The 19,063-nt window shown below is 60.8% G+C and carries 14 protein-coding genes, 2 tRNA genes and 1 pseudogene; 8 read left to right on the forward strand and 9 right to left on the reverse strand.

The annotated features are described in order from the left end of the window. Window positions 1-186: 186 nt before the first annotated feature. The 4 genes from GKZ67_RS10245 (at window position 187) to GKZ67_RS10255 (ending at window position 4,591) form a co-directional block, all read left to right on the forward strand. Complete coding sequence (locus GKZ67_RS10245) at window positions 187-873, forward strand: ABC transporter ATP-binding protein (RefSeq protein WP_173242197.1); 687 nt, start codon at window positions 187-189, stop codon at window positions 871-873. An 89-nt stretch (window positions 874-962) separates the two neighbouring features. Next, complete coding sequence (locus GKZ67_RS10250; protein ID WP_317172288.1) at window positions 963-2,819, forward strand: ABC transporter permease; 1,857 nt, start codon at window positions 963-965, stop codon at window positions 2,817-2,819. After that, the gene (locus GKZ67_RS24560; protein ID WP_317172289.1) at window positions 2,762-3,475 is read left to right on the forward strand and encodes an ABC transporter permease; all 714 of its coding nucleotides are present in this window, start codon (window positions 2,762-2,764) and stop codon (window positions 3,473-3,475) included. Before GKZ67_RS10250 ends, GKZ67_RS24560 begins: the two co-directional genes overlap by 58 nt. A 117-nt stretch (window positions 3,476-3,592) precedes the next feature. After that, a complete protein-coding gene (locus tag GKZ67_RS10255; RefSeq protein WP_173242198.1) occupies window positions 3,593-4,591 on the forward strand; it encodes a bifunctional heptose 7-phosphate kinase/heptose 1-phosphate adenyltransferase in 999 nt (332 codons plus the stop codon). Here the strand turns inward: GKZ67_RS10255 and GKZ67_RS10260 are convergent. From GKZ67_RS10260 to GKZ67_RS10290, 7 genes and pseudogenes are all read right to left on the reverse strand, one after another. After that, window positions 4,497-4,751: pseudogene (locus tag GKZ67_RS10260) on the reverse strand (PhnA domain-containing protein); the annotation flags it as partial. The gene GKZ67_RS10255 and the pseudogene GKZ67_RS10260 overlap by 95 nt on opposite strands. An 84-nt stretch (window positions 4,752-4,835) precedes the next feature. After that, entirely contained in the window at window positions 4,836-5,486 is a 651-nt protein-coding gene (locus tag GKZ67_RS10265; protein ID WP_173242199.1) for a DUF4279 domain-containing protein, read from the reverse strand. Between the two features lie 4 nt (window positions 5,487-5,490). Further along, the gene (gene hemE, locus GKZ67_RS10270) at window positions 5,491-6,522 is read right to left on the reverse strand and encodes a uroporphyrinogen decarboxylase (RefSeq protein ID WP_173242200.1); all 1,032 of its coding nucleotides are present in this window, start codon (window positions 6,520-6,522) and stop codon (window positions 5,491-5,493) included. 62 nt (window positions 6,523-6,584) lie between these two features. After that, window positions 6,585-6,779 (reverse strand): YqaE/Pmp3 family membrane protein, encoded by a 195-nt coding sequence (locus GKZ67_RS10275; RefSeq protein ID WP_151088976.1) that lies wholly within the window; start codon window positions 6,777-6,779, stop codon window positions 6,585-6,587. A 39-nt stretch (window positions 6,780-6,818) separates the two neighbouring features. Continuing rightward, complete coding sequence (locus GKZ67_RS10280) at window positions 6,819-7,337, reverse strand: hypothetical protein (protein WP_173242201.1); 519 nt, start codon at window positions 7,335-7,337, stop codon at window positions 6,819-6,821. A gap of 639 nt (window positions 7,338-7,976) precedes the next feature. Further along, a tRNA-Lys gene (locus tag GKZ67_RS10285) sits at window positions 7,977-8,049 on the reverse strand. Between the two features lie 64 nt (window positions 8,050-8,113). Next, window positions 8,114-8,186, reverse strand: a tRNA-Lys gene (locus GKZ67_RS10290). A gap of 235 nt (window positions 8,187-8,421) precedes the next feature. Between GKZ67_RS10290 and GKZ67_RS10295 the strand changes: the two genes are divergently transcribed. Next, window positions 8,422-9,039, forward strand: a complete 618-nt coding sequence (locus tag GKZ67_RS10295; RefSeq protein ID WP_173242202.1) for a hypothetical protein — start codon at window positions 8,422-8,424, stop codon at window positions 9,037-9,039. 41 nt (window positions 9,040-9,080) lie between these two features. Here the strand turns inward: GKZ67_RS10295 and GKZ67_RS10300 are convergent, their stop codons facing one another. Together GKZ67_RS10300 and GKZ67_RS10305 are read right to left on the reverse strand one after the other, a co-directional pair. Further along, the gene (locus tag GKZ67_RS10300; RefSeq protein WP_173242203.1) at window positions 9,081-9,674 is read right to left on the reverse strand and encodes a hypothetical protein; all 594 of its coding nucleotides are present in this window, start codon (window positions 9,672-9,674) and stop codon (window positions 9,081-9,083) included. A 348-nt stretch (window positions 9,675-10,022) separates the two neighbouring features. Continuing rightward, a complete protein-coding gene (locus GKZ67_RS10305) occupies window positions 10,023-10,823 on the reverse strand; it encodes an SDR family oxidoreductase (RefSeq protein ID WP_173242204.1) in 801 nt (266 codons plus the stop codon). Between the two features lie 242 nt (window positions 10,824-11,065). On the opposite strand from GKZ67_RS10305, the gene GKZ67_RS10310 reads away from it, so the two are divergent. The 3 genes from GKZ67_RS10310 to GKZ67_RS10320 all read left to right on the forward strand — a co-directional run bounded on the left by GKZ67_RS10310 (window position 11,066) and on the right by GKZ67_RS10320 (window position 18,938). After that, on the forward strand, window positions 11,066-13,336 hold the full coding sequence (locus GKZ67_RS10310) for a GEVED domain-containing protein (protein ID WP_173242205.1): 2,271 nt from the start codon (window positions 11,066-11,068) through the stop codon (window positions 13,334-13,336). A gap of 1,274 nt (window positions 13,337-14,610) precedes the next feature. Next, window positions 14,611-17,223, forward strand: coding sequence for a PKD-like domain-containing protein (locus GKZ67_RS25125; protein ID WP_173242206.1), 2,613 nt, complete (start codon window positions 14,611-14,613; stop codon window positions 17,221-17,223). Then, window positions 17,166-18,938 (forward strand): gliding motility-associated C-terminal domain-containing protein, encoded by a 1,773-nt coding sequence (locus tag GKZ67_RS10320; RefSeq protein ID WP_173242207.1) that lies wholly within the window; start codon window positions 17,166-17,168, stop codon window positions 18,936-18,938. Before GKZ67_RS25125 ends, GKZ67_RS10320 begins: the two co-directional genes overlap by 58 nt. Window positions 18,939-19,063: the final 125 nt, after the last annotated feature.

The following is a 19,063-nucleotide window of genomic DNA, read 5'->3' on the forward strand; positions in this document are numbered from 1 at the left end:
AAAACAGGTAAAAGTATAAGCCGTCGGCCTGCGTCGTACGTAGCCATAACCAATCGGGCGACGTTTTTCTTCCCAAAATGCGTTCTGCTTTGTTAGTGCTCCTAAAAGAATGCGCTGCCGCCGAAACATATTGTATTTACTATATAAATAACCGGCAGTAGTCGCCCTTCGCAAAAATTATTCTGCATGACCAGTCTTCAAGTCGAAAACCTCACCAAAACCTACACCAGCGGCGGCCGTCAGCTCACGGTGCTGCACGAAGTCAGCTTCAGCCTTCAGCCGGCCGACACCTTTGCCATCGTGGGGCCGTCGGGCAGCGGCAAAACGACGCTGCTGGGTTTGTGCGCGGGCCTCGACCGCGCCACCAGCGGCAGCGTGTGGCTGCAAGGCATTCAGCTCGATAAGCTGAGCGAAGACCAGCGGGCGGCGGTGCGCAACCAGCACGTCGGGTTTATTTTTCAGAACTTCCAGCTGCTGCCCACGCTCACGGCCCTCGAAAACGTGCAGGTGCCGCTGGAGCTGCGCGGCGAGCGCAACGTGGCCCGCCAGGCCCAGGCGCTGCTCGAGCGGGTGGGCCTGGGCGAGCGCGGCCACCACTATCCTACCCAGCTCTCGGGCGGCGAGCAGCAGCGCGTGAGCCTGGCGCGGGCCTTTGCCAACCGCCCGCAGATTTTGTTTGCCGACGAGCCTACCGGCAACCTCGACCCCGACACGAGCGCCAACGTGGTAGACCTGCTATTCGATTTGAACAAAGAAGCCGGCACCACGCTGGTGCTGGTGACCCACGACCTGGAGCTGGCGGCCAAAACCCAGCGCATCATGCGCATGCGCGGCGGCAAGGTGGTAGAGGCCGAGGCAGCGCGGACGCGGTAGTCCGCGGCCGGCGCCGTTTTTATGTTGTTCGATACGCGGGCTGCAACGTTCGCGCTACTTTTTCTATGAATTTCAGTTGGTTAGTTACTATGGCGTGGCGCGATTCGCGTCGCAGCCGCTCGCGCCTGGCGCTGTTTATGTCGAGCATTGTGCTGGGCATCGCGGCGCTGGTGGGCATCAATTCGTTTGGCGATAACCTGGCGCGCAGCATCCGCGAGCAGGCCCGCGAGCTGCTGGGGGCAGACCTGGTGCTGTCGTCGACCCAGCCGTTCGACCCCAAGCTGCTGCCTGCCCTGCAAAAGCTGGGACAAACCCGCAGCGACGAAGCATCTTTCGCCTCGCTGGTATCATTTCCTCGCACGCAGGGCGTGCGGCTGGCGCAGGTGCGGGCGTTGGGCCCGGGCTTTCCGTATTACGGGGACTGGGAAACCCAGCCAGCCGCCGCCGGCGCGCAGTTTAAAGCCGGCCAAAGTGTGGGCGCGCTGGTCGATGACGTGCTGCTGGCGCAGTTCGATGCCCGAGTGGGCGACTCGGTGAAGGTGGGCAGCCTGACCGTGCCCATTGTGGGGCGCGTGCTGAAAACACCGGGGCAAACCGGCTTCAGCGCCGCCGTTGCGCCGAAGGTCTTCATTCCAAAAAACCTACTGGCCGCAACCGGCCTCATTCGGCCCGGCAGCCGGGTGCAGTACCGCACCTACTACCGGTTTGCGCCCGGCACCGACGTGGCCGCTACTATTAAGCCGTTGGAAAGCAAGCTTGAAGCCAGCAACATCGACTCCGATACCGTGGCCAGCCGCCAGCAGCAAACTGGCCGCGCCTTCCAGGATTTGACGCGTTTTCTGAGCCTGGTAGCCTTCGTGGCGCTGCTGCTGGGCTGCGTGGGCGTAGCCAGCGCCGTAAACCTCTATGTGCAGGAGAAGCTGGCCTCGGTGGCCGTGCTACGCTGCCTGGGGGCCAGCGGGCGGCAAGCACTTTTGATATATTTAATCCAGACCTCGGGGCTGGGCCTGCTGGGCGCCATCATCGGGGCGGCGCTGGGGGCGGTGGTGCAACTGGTGCTGCCGCAGGTGCTGGGCAGCTTTTTGCCGGTTACGGTGAGCGTGGCAGTATCGCCGGCGGCCGTTGGGCTGGGGCTGCTCACGGGTTTGGCGATGGCCGTGCTATTTGCGCTGCTGCCGCTACTGGCTATCCGGCGGGTGTCGCCGCTGCGGGTGCTGCGCGCATCTTTTGAGGAAGACACCGCCACGCCCGACCCGCTGCGCGGGCTGGTACTGGCCGTGGTGGGGCTGTTCATCGTGGGCTTTGCCTACGCCCAGACGCGCGAGTGGAAGCAGGCGCTGGGCTTCGGGGCCGGGCTGCTGCTGGCGCTGGGCGCGCTGGCCGGCCTGGGCCTGGGGCTGCGCTACCAGCTACGGCGCTACTTCCCGGTGGGCTGGAGCTACGTGGCGCGGCAGGGCCTGGCCAATTTATTCCGGCCCCAGAACCAGACAGTTACGCTCATTATCTCGTTGGGGCTGGGCACGTTCCTGCTAGCCACGCTTTTCCTGACGCAGGGGCTGCTGCTAGGCCGGGTGCAGCTTTCAGCCAGCGGCCGGCAGCCTAATCTGGTGCTGTTTGATATTCAGACCGAGCAGGAGAAAGGCGTCGAGCAATTATTAGCTAAACAAGCTATTCCGGTGATGCAGCGGGTGCCCATCGTCACGATGCGGCTGGCGGCCATCAACCGCCGCACGGTGGGGCAGCTGCGCAAAGACACGGCCAGCGGCGTGCCGCTCTTCGCCCTCACCCGCGAGTACCGCGTCACGTACCGCGACACGCTGAGCGCCAGCGAGAAGCTGGTAGCCGGTACCCCGCCCCGGCCGGCGGCCACCCCGGCGGCCTGCCCCGCGTGTCGGTCGATGCCAACTACTTCCAGCGCGTCAAGCTCAAGCTGGGTGATACGCTGACCTTTAACGTGCAGGGCGCGCCGCTGGCGGTGGTAGTCGGCGGCACCCGCGAGGTCGATTGGGCGCGGGTACAAACCAATTTTCTGGTTGTGTTCCCCACCGGCGTGCTCGAACAGGCGCCGCAGTTTCACGTCATCCTTACCCACGTCAACAACAACCAGCAGCTGGCCTTGGCCCAGCGCGCACTGGTGCGCGAGTTTCCCAACGTGTCGGCCATCGACCTGGGTTTGATTCTGCAAACCGTAGACGAGATTCTGAGCAAGATTTCCTTCGTGATTCGCTTCATGGCGGGCTTCAGCATCCTTACCGGACTACTGGTACTGGCCAGCTCGGTGCTTATCAGCCGCTACCAGCGCACCCGCGAAAGCGTGCTGCTGCGCACGCTGGGCGCCAGCCGCAGTCAGATTCTGCGCATCACGGTGGTCGAGTATGCGCTGCTGGGGCTGCTGGGGGCGCTGGCCGGCGTGCTGCTGGCTACGCTGGCGGCCTGGGCGCTGGCCGTTTGGGTGTTCGAAACGCCCTTTGTAAGCAGCAGCCTCTTGTGGCTGCCTGCGCTGGTGGGCTTGGTGGCCGGCCTCACGGCGCTCATCGGCGGGCTCAATAGTCGCTCGGTGCTGAGCCAGCCCCCGCTGGCCGTGCTGCGCGCCGAGGGGTAGTAAGCAATTGACAGTGAGCAGTGAGTAGTGAGCAGTAAAGCTGTTCGCTGCTTTACTGCTCACTACTCACTGCTCACTGCTCATTGTTCACTGTACTTCCAGACTACTTTTGCCGCAATGTCTGCCCCTACCACCCTCACCCAGCTTTTTACTGATTTTACTAACCTCCACGTTCTCATCGTCGGCGATGTGATGGTCGATGCCTACGTGTGGGGCCGCGCCAGCCGGCTTTCGCCCGAAGCTCCGGTGCCCGTCGTAAATGTAGACCGCACCGAAAACCGCCTCGGCGGGGCTGCCAACGTGGCCCTCAACGTGCAGGCGCTCGGGGCCACGCCGCTGCTCTGCGCCGTGGTGGGCGACGACCAGGGTGGCGACCAGCTGCTCCAGCTGCTGCACACTCACCACCTGCCCGCCGATGGCATTATCCGCAGCGCGCACCGGCCTACCACTTTTAAGCAGCGCATTCTGGCCCACGGTCAGCAGCTCGTGCGCATCGACTCGGAAGTTGAAACCGACCTCAATGCCGAGGAAGCAGCGCAACTACTGGCCGCCTACGACGACCTGCTGCCCCGGGCCGACGTGGTGATTTTTGAGGACTACGACAAGGGCGTACTCAGTGAAAACATTATCAATCAGTGTATTACCCGCGCCCGTCAGCGCAATATTCCGACCGTAGTCGACCCTAAAAAGAAAAATTTCCTGGCCTATCGCCACTGCACCCTCTTCAAGCCAAACCTGAAAGAATTGCGCGAGGGCCTCAAGCTCGAATTTGGCTCGCCCGATACCGACCGCACTGGCTTCGAAGCCGCCGTTGCCCGGCTGCGCGAAGTTTTAGAACCCGAAATCGTGCTGGTTACGCTTTCCGAATACGGCATCTTTACCCAGCAAAACGACAAAAAGACGTACCTGCCAGCCCATCTACGCACTATTTCCGACGTGTCGGGCGCGGGCGATACAGTCATTAGCATTGCGGCCTGCTGCGTGGCCTTGCGCCAGCCGGCTGCCTTCACGGCCGCGCTGGCTAACCTCGGCGGTGGGCTGGTTTGCGAGCAGGTGGGCGTGGTGCCGATTGAGAAACGGCTGCTACTAGCCGAAGCCGAAGCGGCTGGACTGTAGCGCGGACTCTGCGAGCCCGCGCTACAAACCTACGTCTTTTTAAAAAGCGGTTTTTAGCGTTACCACCGGCGCGGCCCTCAATCTCGGTGAGTGAGTTGGTAAGACGGATATTTTTGACCAGCGTACCGCGCTTGATTGTTTGCGACGAGCCTTTTACTTTAAGTTCTTTGCTGAAGGTGACTGCTTCGCCTTCGGTGAGTAGGGTACCGTTGCTGTTTTTTTACGTCTATTAGAAATAAGGGGTTTAGGATTTGTAAACATTGCCCTCAGCATAGAGGTCAAAATCAATTTCAAGATTCAACGCGGCCATGCGCTGGATACATTCTTTATCCAGATTCAAACCACCAAGCATGGTGTTGCCGTTGTGAAAAACGGAAATAACACGCAGGTATCCTTCCGCTTGGTCGACAAGGGCACGTACCCCTGAGAATTCTTGCTCCAGAAAAGAGAGCAGGTACTTAAGCCGAACTTTGAAACCTCCAGGTTCGGGACAAGGCTCAAATTCGACGTAGCTGTAGTTAAAGGTTCCAAATTTTCGTCGGTCACCTTTGTTATATGTTTCCGTTGGCTTCAGCGTCGTTAGGGCCGCAAGCTGCTGAGCGTTTAAGGTTTCAGAGGTGACATGGAAGGAAATTCGATTCCATTCCTGAACATAGACGTTAGCTACGCTTAAGGTAGATGAAGCTGTCGAAATGGAAACCACCAGATAAAACCTCTCGCCTTCAATGGCGAAGAATATGGCAGTTAAGTTGTTGGAAGAGTTTGTGAAGCCTGCAATTTTAGGCCTTCCCTCTTCCAAAGCTACAGAGTGGATTTCCAGAAATTGCTTCGTTACGCCGAAAGTTGGGCTATTGATTTCGGCAATGGCAGCCGAAATTATTTGAGTGTTTTCCACCTGCTTAATTCGCTCCCTGCCAACCCTTCACCGTTTCCACGAAAACCTTCACGTTATCCGGATTAGTATCCGGGTACACACCGTGGCCGAGGTTGGCGATATGCGGGCCGCCGGCAAACTCGCGGAGCATGGCTTCGGTAGCGGCTTTCACCTGGGCGGGCGTGCCGTAGAGGGCGCAGGGGTCGAGGTTGCCTTGCAGGGTTTTGCCGGGCGCCTGCTGGCGCGCCTGGGCCGGCGACTGGTTCCAGTCGAGCCCGATGGTGCGGCAGGGCGACTTGGCGAAGTCTTCCACGGCCCACCACGCACCCTTGGCAAACACCGTAACGGGCACCAGCGGTGAGAGCGCCGCGCTGATGCGGTTGATGTAGGCCGTCGAAAACTCGGCGTAGTGCGCAGGCGGCAAAATACCGGCCCAGGAGTCGAATACCTGCACAATATCGGCCCCGGCCGCCACCTGCGCCTGCAGGTAGGCGATGGTCGTGACCGTGATTTTTTCCAGCAGCTGGTGGGCCAGCGCGGGCTCCTGATACAGCAGGCGGCGGGCCTTGCTGAAGGTTTTGGAGCCGTGGCCTTCTACCATATAGGCCAGAATGGTCCAGGGCGCGCCGGCAAAGCCGATGAGCGGCACCCGGCCGGCCAGCTCGCGCTTGGTGATGCGCATGGCTTCGAGCACGTAGCCCAGATGCTCTTCGGGGTCGGCCACACGCAGCCTGGCCACGTCGGCCGCACTTTTTACTACTTCGGGAAAGAGCGGGCCGCGGGCCTCAATCATTTCGTAGGTGAGGCCCATCGCCTCGGGCACTACCAGGATATCGGAAAAGATAATAGCCGCGTCGACGCCGAGCGCCTCGACGGGCTGAATGGTAACCTCGGCTGCCAGCGCGGGCGTCTCGACCAGCTCCTTGAAGCCGGAGAGCCGGCCGCGCAGCGCGCGATACTCGGGCAGAATACGGCCAGCCTGGCGCATAAGCCAGACGGGAGTGCGTTCGGTGGTTTCGCCCTTGGCGGCGCGCAGGAGGAGGTCGTTTTGGAGCATAGGGCACTAAAAAAGCCCCGGTACGCAGCCGGAAGCTTTACAGGGCCACAAAGGTAACAGCGCTAGCGGCCCTGCACGGCCCGCAGTAATTCCTGCTGCCGGCGGCGGGCGCGGTCCTCGTTTAGCGAAGCCACGCCCCAGATGGCCGCCGGAATCCAGCCGATAACTGTTAAATGCAGCAAAAAGCAAACTATTGCCTTGACAATATGCCCATTAAGCAACATCGAGAGGCTGGGAAAGAGGATGGCGAGCAGCATAAGCCGGCAAAGCAGGTGATAAGGAGGCCAAGCTACCAATCAAAAGCTTATTTTCAGCCGATTTGGCGCCCACGGGCTACGTAAGGGGCGGCTGGGTAGCCTTTGGCCGTGCGTAGGAGTCACGCGCGGGCAATGCTTGGTGAGCAGCCAGGTGCAAGCCGACGCCACATCAGGAAAGGCCTCCAGCTCCATATCTGTCTTGGCCAGTGCCAGGGTCATATTCACTGAGCGCCAGCTCTCATGAGTGGGTCCGTATACCCAGGCCAAATAGTGCAGGCCCGCCGCTTGCAGCCGGGGAAGCAGGTAGTCCATCACCCACACGCTGCCCTGCTCTATCCAGGGTACCGTCACGTTGGTATTGTCATTTAGAATTTTGCAGCTCCCCACGGCGCGCAAAAAAATGACCATCTGCTCGCAGCCCTGCTGCACTGTATCCTGGTTTTGCGGGCCGCGCCAATCGGTATATAGCCAGTTCCTTTCCGTATCGTAGCCGATGATGAGCGAAGGCCAGGATAGTAGTAACACGTAGGGCAGCATAGTACGGGGCTTATGCAGCATTAAATCAGCGGGCAGCAGAGTAAGTGTACTGAAACTAAAGTAAATAAGTTTTCGGGGTATGTATCCGTCACTACTCTGCCAGCATAGCGCAAGTGACGTGCGCTATGCTGGCAGGTTTTGATACGCTCCGGCAGCCTTATCTGGCTGTAGCTACGGCCAGTCGATTAGTGCCTGAGTAGCTATTTCAGACAAGGTGCGGCAGCAGAGCGATAGTTTATGTTCTTGGCGGCTTACTTATTTGCTATGCTGATTTTTATAATAAAGAGGCTTTCAATCATCGTTTAAACAGCTTCGATAATGAAAAAATGGGTTGCAAATTGAATTTTTACAAGCAAAAGCTCCCGGACAAGGTTTGCATTTTATATTTTTCCTGGTCACAACATTTGCACAAATGCGCCAGCCTCCTTTTCTTTGCTGCCGCACACTTACCTCTAACCGGCTATGAGCATCCAACCGGTTCCTTTTCCAAACCAGCTTGCTTAAGAGCCCCACCACCGTGGGGCTCTTTGCTTATCAACCCTGCCCGGCGGCTAGTCGTGGGGCGGCATTTTGCCGGCCCGGCCCCGGACAGGCAGCTGCCGCCAGTGACTCGCAAAAGAAAAGCCCCTTAGCGTGAGGCTAAGGGGCTGCTGCACATTGTGGCTCCGCTGGGATTCGAACCCAGGACCCGTACATTAAAAGTGTACTGCTCTACCAGCTGAGCTACAGAACCAATTATTTTTACGTAGTGCTTTTGTGATAAAAAATCCCTCTCAGCACTACCGAGAGGGACCTAGTGGCTCCGCTGGGATTCGAACCCAGGACCCGTACATTAAAAGTGTACTGCTCTACCAGCTGAGCTACAGAACCAATATCTTTGCGTTACAATGGCGGTGCATTACCGTTTTTGTGGGTGCAAAAGTACGGCGACATTTTGAATCTGACAACCCCAGCGCAAAAAGAAACTACTTCCGCGCCTTGGCTAAGGCGGCTGCTCCTGCTTAGTCAGTTGCCTTTCTGGACATTGGCAGCGGCACATGGGCAAATAAATTTTTCGGCCGGCCTGGGAACTAACCCTTCTCCCGCGCTTCGCAAAGCAGATTCTTTGTTTGCAGCCGGCCAGTACACGGCGGCTTTGCCGCACTACCGGGCCCAGATATGGCAGCAGCAGCAGGTATCGCCCCGCTTGTTGCTGCGAATGGCCTACGCCCAGCATCAGGCGGGTCACTACGCAGCGGAGATGCTGTACCTAAACCTGGCCCAGGCCCGGCAGCCCCGTATCGGCACCTGGCGGCAGCTGGTGGCGTTAGCGCAGCGGCTACGCCTGGTGGGCTACCCTGGTACCTGGCAGCAGGAGCTGCGGGTGCAGGCCCAGCGCTACTACTACCCTGGCCTGCAAGGACTGCTGAGCGGGGCAGTACTAGCGGCTATCATCCTGCTAGTGCGAGGGCAGCGCACGCGGCGCGGGGCCTGGCTGAGCTATGGCGCCTATCTGCTCGGTACGGGCGCCTACCTGGTGCTCCTGCGGCCCGAGCCCGTGGGGGTGGTTACGCATGCGGCCTCGGCCCTGATGGCCGGCCCCAGCGCGGGAACGGCCTGGCTAAGCACCGCAGCCCCCGGCGACCGCCTGCCCGTGCTGGGCCACGAAGACATCTGGCTGCGCGTGCGCTGGCAGGAACGCGTGGCCTACCTGCGGGCGGCCGACGTGCTGGTGATAGAATAGGTAATGGGTAATACTGCTCTGGCTTAGAGCAGTATTACCCATTACCTGCTAACCTGGTCTTTGAGCTGGTAAGAGAAGTAGACCTGATACTGCGGCTTGGGCGGCGTAAGCGCAAACGAGGCGTTGGGGCCGGGAGTAGTCACGTAGCCGACGGCCTTCTGATAAGTCATGGGGTCAGTCAGGGCCACGCGGTAGTCGAGCTTGCCGAGCTTACCCTTGAGGTACATACTCAGCTTGCGGCCAAACTGGTCGTTTACATCGTTGGTAGTTTCTTCAACGCCCGGCAGGTCGAGGCCCATGATGGCACCCGCCGACGAGGACGCGAAGCGCGTCAGGCCGTTCCAGGCCCCGAGGCCGGCGCCAAACGAGAGCCTGTTTTTCACGAGGGCGTATTCGGCCACGGCATCGTGCAGAAAAAAGCCGCCGGTGCCGCTGTGGTTTGGCCCCGGTGTGCCGCCGCTTTTGCGGTCCGAGTCGTAGGTGAAGTTATTTATCCCAATCTGCGAATAGATAAAGACGCGATCAGTCAGCTGGCCGTACATCTGAATGCGGAAGCGCCGGATGCCGATGTCGTAGGTGCTGGGCTTGTCGTAGCCGCCCACCTGGGTACCGGGGTTGCCCTGGTTGTAGCGCATCCACACCTGGTTGAGCAGCGTTATCTTAAAATAGTGACTGGCGTCGGCATTGAGCGGCAGCTGCCATCTTTCAGGTAAAAATTGGGCGCCGCCGGGGGCTGCGGCTGGTTAACTGCCTGGTTGGCATGCGTTTGGGCGGACTGCTGCATAGTAGTAGCCTGGGCTAAAGCCAACCCAGGAAGGGCTAGTACCGTGCCAAAAAAGACTGGTGCTAGAAATCGCTTCATGCGTAGTAAGGGAAAAGGGCAGGAATAAAAAACCCGACTTCCTGCACCCTCTCAGGCACAAAAAGTCGGCAGTAAACCAACCGGGGCCGTAAAAGTTGAAGGAGAGACCTTATCGGCCTGATTAAAAATCACCCTCCTCTTTACGAAAATTGGCCAGCACAAGCTTGTCGGTAAGGCCGGGGAGCCATTTATTTAAGAACACCGTGAGCTTGCCCTGGCCAGTGAGCACCAGGGTGCGGCGGCGCTGCGCTACAGCCAGGCGCAGGTGGCGGGCCACTTCCTCGCTGGTCATCATCTTGCCTTCGTCGCGCGGGGTGTCGTTCTGGGTTTGGCCATTGGCAAGCAGGGCCGTGTGGCGAATATTAGACGCCGTGAAGCCGGGCGCGGCCGTGAGCACGTTGACGCCCTGGGGCAGCAGCTCGGTGCGCAGGGCCTCGAGAAAGCCGTTCATGGCAAACTTGGAAGCCGAGTACCCGGTGCGGCCCGGTAGCCCCCGAAAACCGGCAATACTGCTGATACCCACGATGGTACCCTTACTGGCCAGCAAGTGCGGCAGCGCAGCCTTGGTGGTATAAACGGTGCCAAAAAAGTTGGTTTGCATGAGCTGCTCCAGCACTTTTACCTCCACATCCGCAAACTTGGCGCGCATGCTGAGGCCAGCGTTGTTGATGAGCACGTCGAGCCGACCAAAGGCGGCGACTGTTTCGGCCACGGCGTGGGTGGCGGCCGCCAGGTCGCCCACATCGGCCTGCACGGTCCGGTGCGCAATGCCGGCCGCCGTCAGCTCGGCCGCGGTAGCGGCCAACCGCGCCGCGTCGCGGCCCGTGATGACCACGCTGCTGCCGGCCCGGCCAAACTCCAGGGCGCAGGCCCGGCCAATGCCCGAGGTGCCGCCAGTGATGAGAACAACAGTATTTTTCATATATAGTAAATAATTTATTTAATAACTATCAAATTTGCGTTCGCGGGCCACAAACCTACGGCACCGGGCGGGGCGGGCAGCGGCCGCCGGATAAATTTCAGAGGTAGCGGCTTATTGCCCGATTTTTCCCACTTTAGCCCCTTAAACCACCGGCTTTGTCTTTACCTTTAGGCGCTATAATCCGGAAGTGGCTGCTTGGCTTGCTTTTACGCTTTTTCCCTGCCTGTTATCTCTACTACTGCATGTTTCAACCTCTACGTTTGTGGGCTCACTCTCTCGCAAGTCTGGGCCTGCTGCTGCCCGCGCTGAGCCTGGCGCAGTGCCCTACTGCCGCTACGTGCCTCCCCGGCAAGGCCAGCAGCTCGCTGGCTTCGGCCTACGGCATGGGTATTTATAACGTGACGCTGGGTAGCCTCAATAATACGACCGGCGGCTATGCCGATGGCTATAAAGATTACAGCTGTGGGCTGGGTACTACCCTGACGGTGAGTACGCCTACAGCCATCAGCGTCCGCAACGGTACGCTGGTGAGCGAGAACGTGCGGGTGTGGATTGACTACAATAACGATGGCTCATTTGGTACCGGTGAGCTGGCATTCAGCTCTGATAACAAGATGCTGCATACCGGCACTATTACGCCGCCCGCCACCGCTAAGCTCAATACCGGGCTACGCATGCGGGTAGCATCCGACTATTCAGATACTACCATACCTACTCCTTGCTCGACGCCTCAGTTTTCGCAGGATGAAGACTACACCGTGACGCTGGTGGCCAACACGAGTAAGCCCACGGCGGCCTTTACGCAGGACGCGACTACTACCTGCTCGGGCACGGTGCAGTTTACCGATTTATCGGCCAACGGCCCCACCAGCTGGGCCTGGGATTTTGGCGACGCCACCAGCAGCACCGCGCAGAACCCCCGGCATACGTACGCCGCGGCCGGCACCTACCAGGTAAAGCTAACGGCCACCAACGTAGCCGGCAGCAGCACGAGCGCCACTACCGCCATCACCTACAACACGAGCGTGCCGCTGCCAATAGCCAGCACCTGCGCCGGCCAGAACGCCACACTCAACTGCTGCAACTACGGCATTACGCGGGTGCAGCTTAATACCCTTGACAATACCTCGGCCGACGGCAGCGCCGGCTACCAGGACTTTACCTGCCCGCAGCGCACGACCCTGATGCTGGGTACGCGCTACACCATCAGCATCACGACCGGCGGCACCAACGCGCACGATACCCGCGCGTGGCTGGACCTCAATAACGACGGCACGTTCAGCGCCTCCGAAAAGGTGCTGGAAGCGCTGAACACGGCCAGCCCCCGCGTGACGTTTACGGTACCCGGCACGGCAACGCTCAACCAGCCGCTGCGCCTGCGGATTGTGGCCGATGGCGTGGGCACCAACCCGCAGCCCTGCGTGGCCCCGAGCCTGGGCCAGGTAGAAGATTATACCATCACGGTAGTACCCAACACGGCTCCGCCGGTGGCTGCTTTTACCTCCAACTACGTGGCCGGCACCTGCGTCGCGGCCAATACCTATACGTTTACGGACCAAAGCACCGGCACGCCTACCGCGTGGCGCTGGACGGTGAGCCCGGCCGCCGGGGCCTCGTTTGTGAACGGCACCAGCGCTACCTCGCCCAACCCTCAGATAGCGTTTAGCGCCACGGGCTACTACGCCGTTACGCTGATGGCTACCAATAGCAACGGCAGCAGCACTTCGGCCCCCAGCAGCCTGCTTATTCAGGTACCTTGCCTGAATTACTGCGCTTCCAGCGGCGGGTACAGCGGGGCCCCGGCCGCAAGCGCGCTCTGGATTACCAACGTGAGCGTGAGCCCGGCAGCAACGGGCGGCACGGCGTTTAGCAACACCACGGCCAACTCGGCTACGGGCTACACCTTCTTCAGCAACCAGAGCGTTCCGCTGCAGGCCGGCGCTACCCAGACTATTCTGGTGACTGCCAACCAGAGCTATGCGCACCGCACTACCATCTGGATTGACTATAATCACGATGGTATATTTTCGAATACCACCGGCGCTACGGGCGAGATGGTGTATAATAACCTGGTAAACCAGGCCCTCGCCACGGTATCGGTAGTGGTGCCGAGCACTATTGGCACTACGCGGATGCGGGTCGAAGTAGTAGGCAATGCTAATACGGCCAACCCATGCGCGGTGAGTATGGGCGATGCGGAAGTAGAAGATTATCCGGTAAATGTGGCAGTGCTGGCAACCCAGGAGGCCCAGGCACTGCCAGCGCTCAGCGTGAGCCCCAACCCAAGCCCCGATGGCCGCCTGCTGGTGCAGGTGAGCGACGCGGGCGCTACCGGCAGCTACGACCTGGAGGTAACCAATGTGCTGGGGACCCGGCTGCTGGCCCAGGCGCTACGCCTGAGCCCGGCCGCGCCCGCCAGCCTCGACCTCGGCGCCCTGCCGGCCGGCCTCTACCTGCTGCGCCTTACCAACGCCCAGGGCCAGACCGCGCTGCGCCGCGTGGTACGCCAATAAGGCCGCCCGTGCCCTTACTACTGCCTTTACCGGGCTCTATCTTTTTTCTGCCTTCTCACCGCTGCTTCTATGCGCTCACTTTTACTTCGCCGCTTGCGGCTGCTACCAGCCCTGGTACTGGCCCTGCTAGCGCTGGCGGCCGGCCCGGTCCAGGCCACTCACCTGCTGGGGGGCGAAATGACTTATCGCTACCTCGATAACAATGGGCCCGCCACGGCGCCCGTGCGCTATGAGATAACCGTTACGATATACAACAACTGCGGCACTACCGCCAACGGCCAGACCCCGGCCGCGCCCAATGCGTTTGCTAATGTGGGCATCTACGACCAAGCCACCGGGACGCGGGTAGTGCTAACGGCTCTCAACTCGGCGTTTGCCGCTACCAACTCCTCCCCTACGGATGCCGGGCAGACGGGAATGCTGAAAATCCCCTCGACTTCCCTGTCGGGCTGCCTGGCTCCCCACACGCCATCGGGCTGCCAGATTACGGGTGTGTCGCAGCCGTTCAAGCTGCAAAAGTTTATTGCGGTGGTGAGCCTGCCAGCCTCGATTAAGGGCTACTACGCCGTTTTTACGCGCAGCGCCCGCAACGACGACGTTACCAACCTGACCAATCCGGGCAGCCAGGCCCTGACGCTTTATGCGACGCTGTCGCCGCCGCTGCTGCCCAACCGGTCGCCGGTTTTTTCGGATACGGCGGTGGCCATTATCTGCGCCAACGATACGACCATGCTGCTCAACAACGCCGTGGATGCCGATGGCGACCGGCTGGTTTATTCCTTTGGCCAGCCCTATGGCAACGTAGCGGCCGTAAACGGGGAGCTGCCCACCACCAGCTTTACGCCGCCTCCGCCACCAGTACCCTACAAGGCCGGCTATACCGCAGGCACTCCCTTCGGCACCGGCACCGGCAATTTTGCCACCCTCAATGCCAGCACGGGTATTGCCAAATACGGGTCGACAAACGTTGGGGGCAAGTATGTAGTAGCGGTTGATGTAAACGAATACCGCACTATTAATGGCCGGGAAGTACTTGTGGGCACCACCCGGCGCGATTTGCAGCTGGTAGTAGCCAACTGCCCGCCCACAGTGGCCCCGCTATTGCCTTCCCTGGCCAGCACGCCCCGCAGCTATAGCATCGAAGAAGGGCAGGTCCTCAGCATTCCGCTTACCGTGACGCAGGCCAACAACCACCCGCTGGTGCTTACGCTCAACAGTGTCTTGCTCGACGGGGCCGGGGCTTCAATACCACGTTTAACGGCAGCACGGGCAGCGTGGCGTCGGGTGCCGCCACGGGCACGGCCACGGCTACGGGCACGGGCTCTGCCTCAGGCACTTTCGTGTATAACTCGGCCTGTGGCGAGGCCCGCGCTACGCCCTACGATATTGCCTTGAGCGTCAAAGACATCGGCTGCGCCGGCAAGACGGCGGTCGATGTTATCCGCATCACCGTTACGCGGCCATCGGGGCCAACTTCCATCAGCGGCGATGCGCTGGTCTGCAGCCTGAATACCGTGAGTACCTATACGGCTACCGGCGGCACTGCGCCTTCGGTACGCTGGCGGGCACTAGGTGGCACCATTGTGGGCAATAATACCGGCCGCACGGTGCAGGTAAAGTGGACCACGGTTGGCTCCGGCACAGTCGTGGCGAAAGGAATTTCATCTTACGGCTGCCCTACCGACTCGCTGTCTCAGACCGTAGCCGTGGCGCCGGCCGGCACACTTAGCGTGGGCGGGGGGCTTAGTATCTGCCAGGGTACCAGCACTACGCTTACCATAACGGGCGGCACCGCGCCCTATACCCTTTCGGGCGGCGGCATAACCCAGAGCGGCAGCGGTCCATTTACCGTAACTCCTTCCCAGACGACTACTTATACTATTACCGGTACTGCTACTACCAACGGCTGCGCGGGTACGGCTCAGGTAACCGTAGCGGTAGTGCCACTACCGGCCGCCAATGTGGGCGCAGCGGCGCGCAGTACCTGCTCGGGGTCAGCTATTGCACTGGGAAGCACCCCCGTAGCGGGTAACACCTACAGCTGGAGCCCGGCGACTGGCCTAAGCAGCTCCACCGTAGCAAACCCCACCCTGACCCTCACCAACACTACGGGCTCGCCCATTGTCGCTACCTACTCGCTGACAGAAACCAGCGCTACCGGTGGCTGCACCGCAACCAATACGGTAACCATAACGGTCAACCCGGCGGTAGTAGCAGTGCCGGGGGCGGGCGTAACGTTCTGCTCGGGCAGCTCGGCCCAGCTCGGCGCCCCGGCCGTGGCCGGCTTCACTTACAGCTGGAGCCCTACTACCGGTCTGAGCAGTCCCACCGCCGCCAACCCGACCGTGACGCTGACCAACACTACCAGCGCGCCCATTGTCACTACTTATACCCTCACCGTTACCAACACCGCTACCGGCTGCGTGGGCTCTGCTACCGTAGCCGTGACGGTCAACCCGCTGCCCATAGTAGCAGCCGGAGCGGCGGCTACCATCTGCTCGGGCAGCTCGGCCCAGCTCGGCGCCCCGGCCGTGGCCGGCTTTACCTACAGCTGGAGTCCTACTACCGGTCTGAGCAGCCCTACCGCTGCCAACCCGACCGTGACGCTGACCAACACTACCGGCGCGCCCATTGTCACTACTTATACCCTCACCGTTACCAACACCGCTACCGGCTGCGTGGGCTCTGCTACCGTAGCCGTGACGGTCAACCCGCTGCCGACGGCCGTACCGGGGGCTAGCGTTATAACGTGCTCGGGCGTGCCGGTAACCATCGGCGGGGCTCCGGTAGCTGGCTTAACGTATACCTGGAGCCCGGCTATCGGACTGAGCAGCCCTACCGCCGCCAACCCGACCGTCACGCTGACCAATACTACCGGCGCGCCCGTTACCCAGACCTACACCCTCACCGTCACCAACGCCGCTACCAGCTGCGTCAGCGTGGCCTCAGTTGTAGTTACGGTAAACCCGGCGGTAGTAGCAGTGCCGGGGGCGGGCGTAACGTTCTGCTCGGGCAGCTCGGCCCAGCTCGGCACCCCGGCCGTGGCCGGCTTCACTTACAGCTGGAGTCCTACTACGGGCCTGAGCAGTCCCACCGCCGCCAACCCGACCGTGACGCTGACCAACACTACCGGCGCGCCCATTGTCACTACTTATACCCTCACCGTTACCAACACCGCTACCGGCTGCGTGGGCTCTGCTACCGTAGCCGTGACGGTCAACCCGCTGCCCATAGTAGCAGCCGGAGCGGCGGCTACCATCTGCTCGGGCAACTCGGCCCAGCTCGGAGCCTCGGCTGTAACAGGTTTTACCTACAACTGGAGCCCGGCTACTGGCTTGAGTAATCCCACGGCGGCCAACCCGACCGTCACGCTGACCAACACCACCGGCGCGCCCGTTACCCAGACCTACACCCTCACCGTCACCAACACGGCCACCGGCTGCGTAAATACCGGCACAGTAGCTGTGACAGTCAACCCGGCCGCTACGGCGGCGGCTGGTCCGGCGCAGGCCGTGTGCGACAAATCAACCATCACCCTGGGCACGGCCGCCCTGCCCGGCTATACCTACCGCTGGACGCCGGCCGCCAACCTCAGCAGTGCCAGCGTGGCCCAGCCCGTACTTACGGGCGTAAATACGACCAATGCGCCCCTTGTGCAGAAATACGTGGTGCTGGCAACTACGGCTCTGGGCTGCTCCAGCAAAGATTCGGTGTTGATTACCATCAACCCCCGCCCGGTAGCCGATACTATTGTGGGCCCGAAATCAGTGTGCCCTACCATTACGGGTATCACGTATGCCATCGCTAACCCGCATAGCACCACGTATCAGTGGGTAGTAACGGGGGTAGAATCACCAGCCCCAACGGCGGCACTTCCATTACGGTAGACTGGGGCGCGGCGGGGACCGGCTCGGTGAAGGTGACCTCGACCAGCGCCCTGGGCTGCACCTCGGATGCGTTTACGCTGCCCGTTATTATCAACCAGCAGCTCCAGACGGTGAAGCCCAGCGGGCCCGGCAGCGTGTGCCAGGCCGACGGCCCCTTTGCCTACGCCACGCCGTCCATCAATGGCTCGTCGTATGCCTGGCAGCTGTTTGGCAGCGCCAAGGGCTCACTGGTCAATACGGGCAACACAACCAGCATCAGCTTTAGCCAGCCGGGCATCGCCAAGCTCGTTGTGACACAGACCAGCAATCCCGCCGGCGGCATCTGCCGGGGAGTGAGCGATACGCTCTACATCACCGTGAAGCCCTCGCCGTCGGCTGCGTTGGCTATTCAGGGGCCGGGCCGCTTCTGCGTGAGCAGCGGGGCCGTTACCTATTCGCTACCGGGCATGGCCGGGTCGAGCTACGTATTTCAGCTTAATGGCACTATCCTGCCCAACACGACTGGCACCGTGACCATCCCGGCTGGCACGGCCGTGGGCACGTACACCCTCACGGCCCGCGAAACCAGCGCCGGCAGCTGCGCCGGGCCATTATATAGCAAAACCATCATAATTGACCCGCTTCCCGGCGCGCTCGTCATCAACGGGCCGCGCTTTGTATGCCCGGCAGCCAGTACGCTCACGTATACTGTCCCGAATGCCAGCCCCGGCTCTACGTTCCAGTGGACGGCCACTGGGGGCACTATCACATCGGGCCAGGGCACGGCTACTATTGCTGTGAGCTTCCCGGCCGGCAGCACTACCAACAAGACGCTGAGCGTAACCGAAAGCTCGCAGTTTGGCTGCGCTGGCGCGCCGGTGGCTATTACCATAGTGCCCGACAATGCCCAGGCTCCGCAGCTCACGCTGGCCTCGGTAGTGTCGACCGACAATACCAGGGTAACGCTCACTTTCTCGGTAGCTAACCCCGCTACTACGCCCAACACCGTGCGCGTGCTACGCCGCGATGCCGGCAGCACCGGGGCCTTTACGCAGGTCGGAACCGTCGCCGCCACGGCTTCCACCTTTGTTGATGCCTCTGGCAACGCCGCCCAAACGGCCTACGAGTACAGCCTGGCGCTCACCAACGGCTGCGGCGATGAGCTGCCTGCGCCTGCCTCAGCTACTACGGTGCTGCTGAAAGCGACTGCCAGCCCCGGCACCGGCCGCAGCCAGGGCACCGCCGACCTTAGCTGGTCGGCCTACCAGGGCTTCGTAGTTGCGGGCTACCGCCTCTACCGCCAGGATGATGGCAAGGGCTATAACCTGGTTGCGACCCTGCCGGCGGCCACGCTGCAATACAGCGCCCCCAATACCGGGCAGGGCTTCAACCAGTGCTTCCGGGTAGTGGCCTTCTCGGGCGAGGCTACCCCGCGCGAGTCGAACTCAAATACGGCCTGCGTTGATTTTGCCAATAAAACGGCGTTCTACAATATCATCACTCCCAATGGGGACAATAAGAACGACGTGCTCCAAATTGACAACGTGCAGCTGTACCCCGGCAACACCATGACCATCTTTAACCGCTGGGGCCGCGAGGTTTTCTCGACTACCAACTACAACAACACCAGCAATGCCTGGGGCGCCGACCCAAGTATTAGCCCCGGGGTATATTACTACCTCTTCAAGCTGCCCGATGGCACCGCTACCAAAGGCTGGGTAGAGGTCGTAAAGTGATGTCTGAACTGCGGATTCAGTAGATTTTTCGGATTACTTCTGATTTTGTAACCGAAACTTTACGGATGAACACTTATAAAAAAGCCGCTCCACTGAGCGGCTTTTTTGCTTATCGACCCAGAAAA

Source organism: Hymenobacter sp. BRD67, from assembly GCF_013256425.1.
GTDB lineage: Bacteria > Bacteroidota > Bacteroidia > Cytophagales > Hymenobacteraceae > Hymenobacter.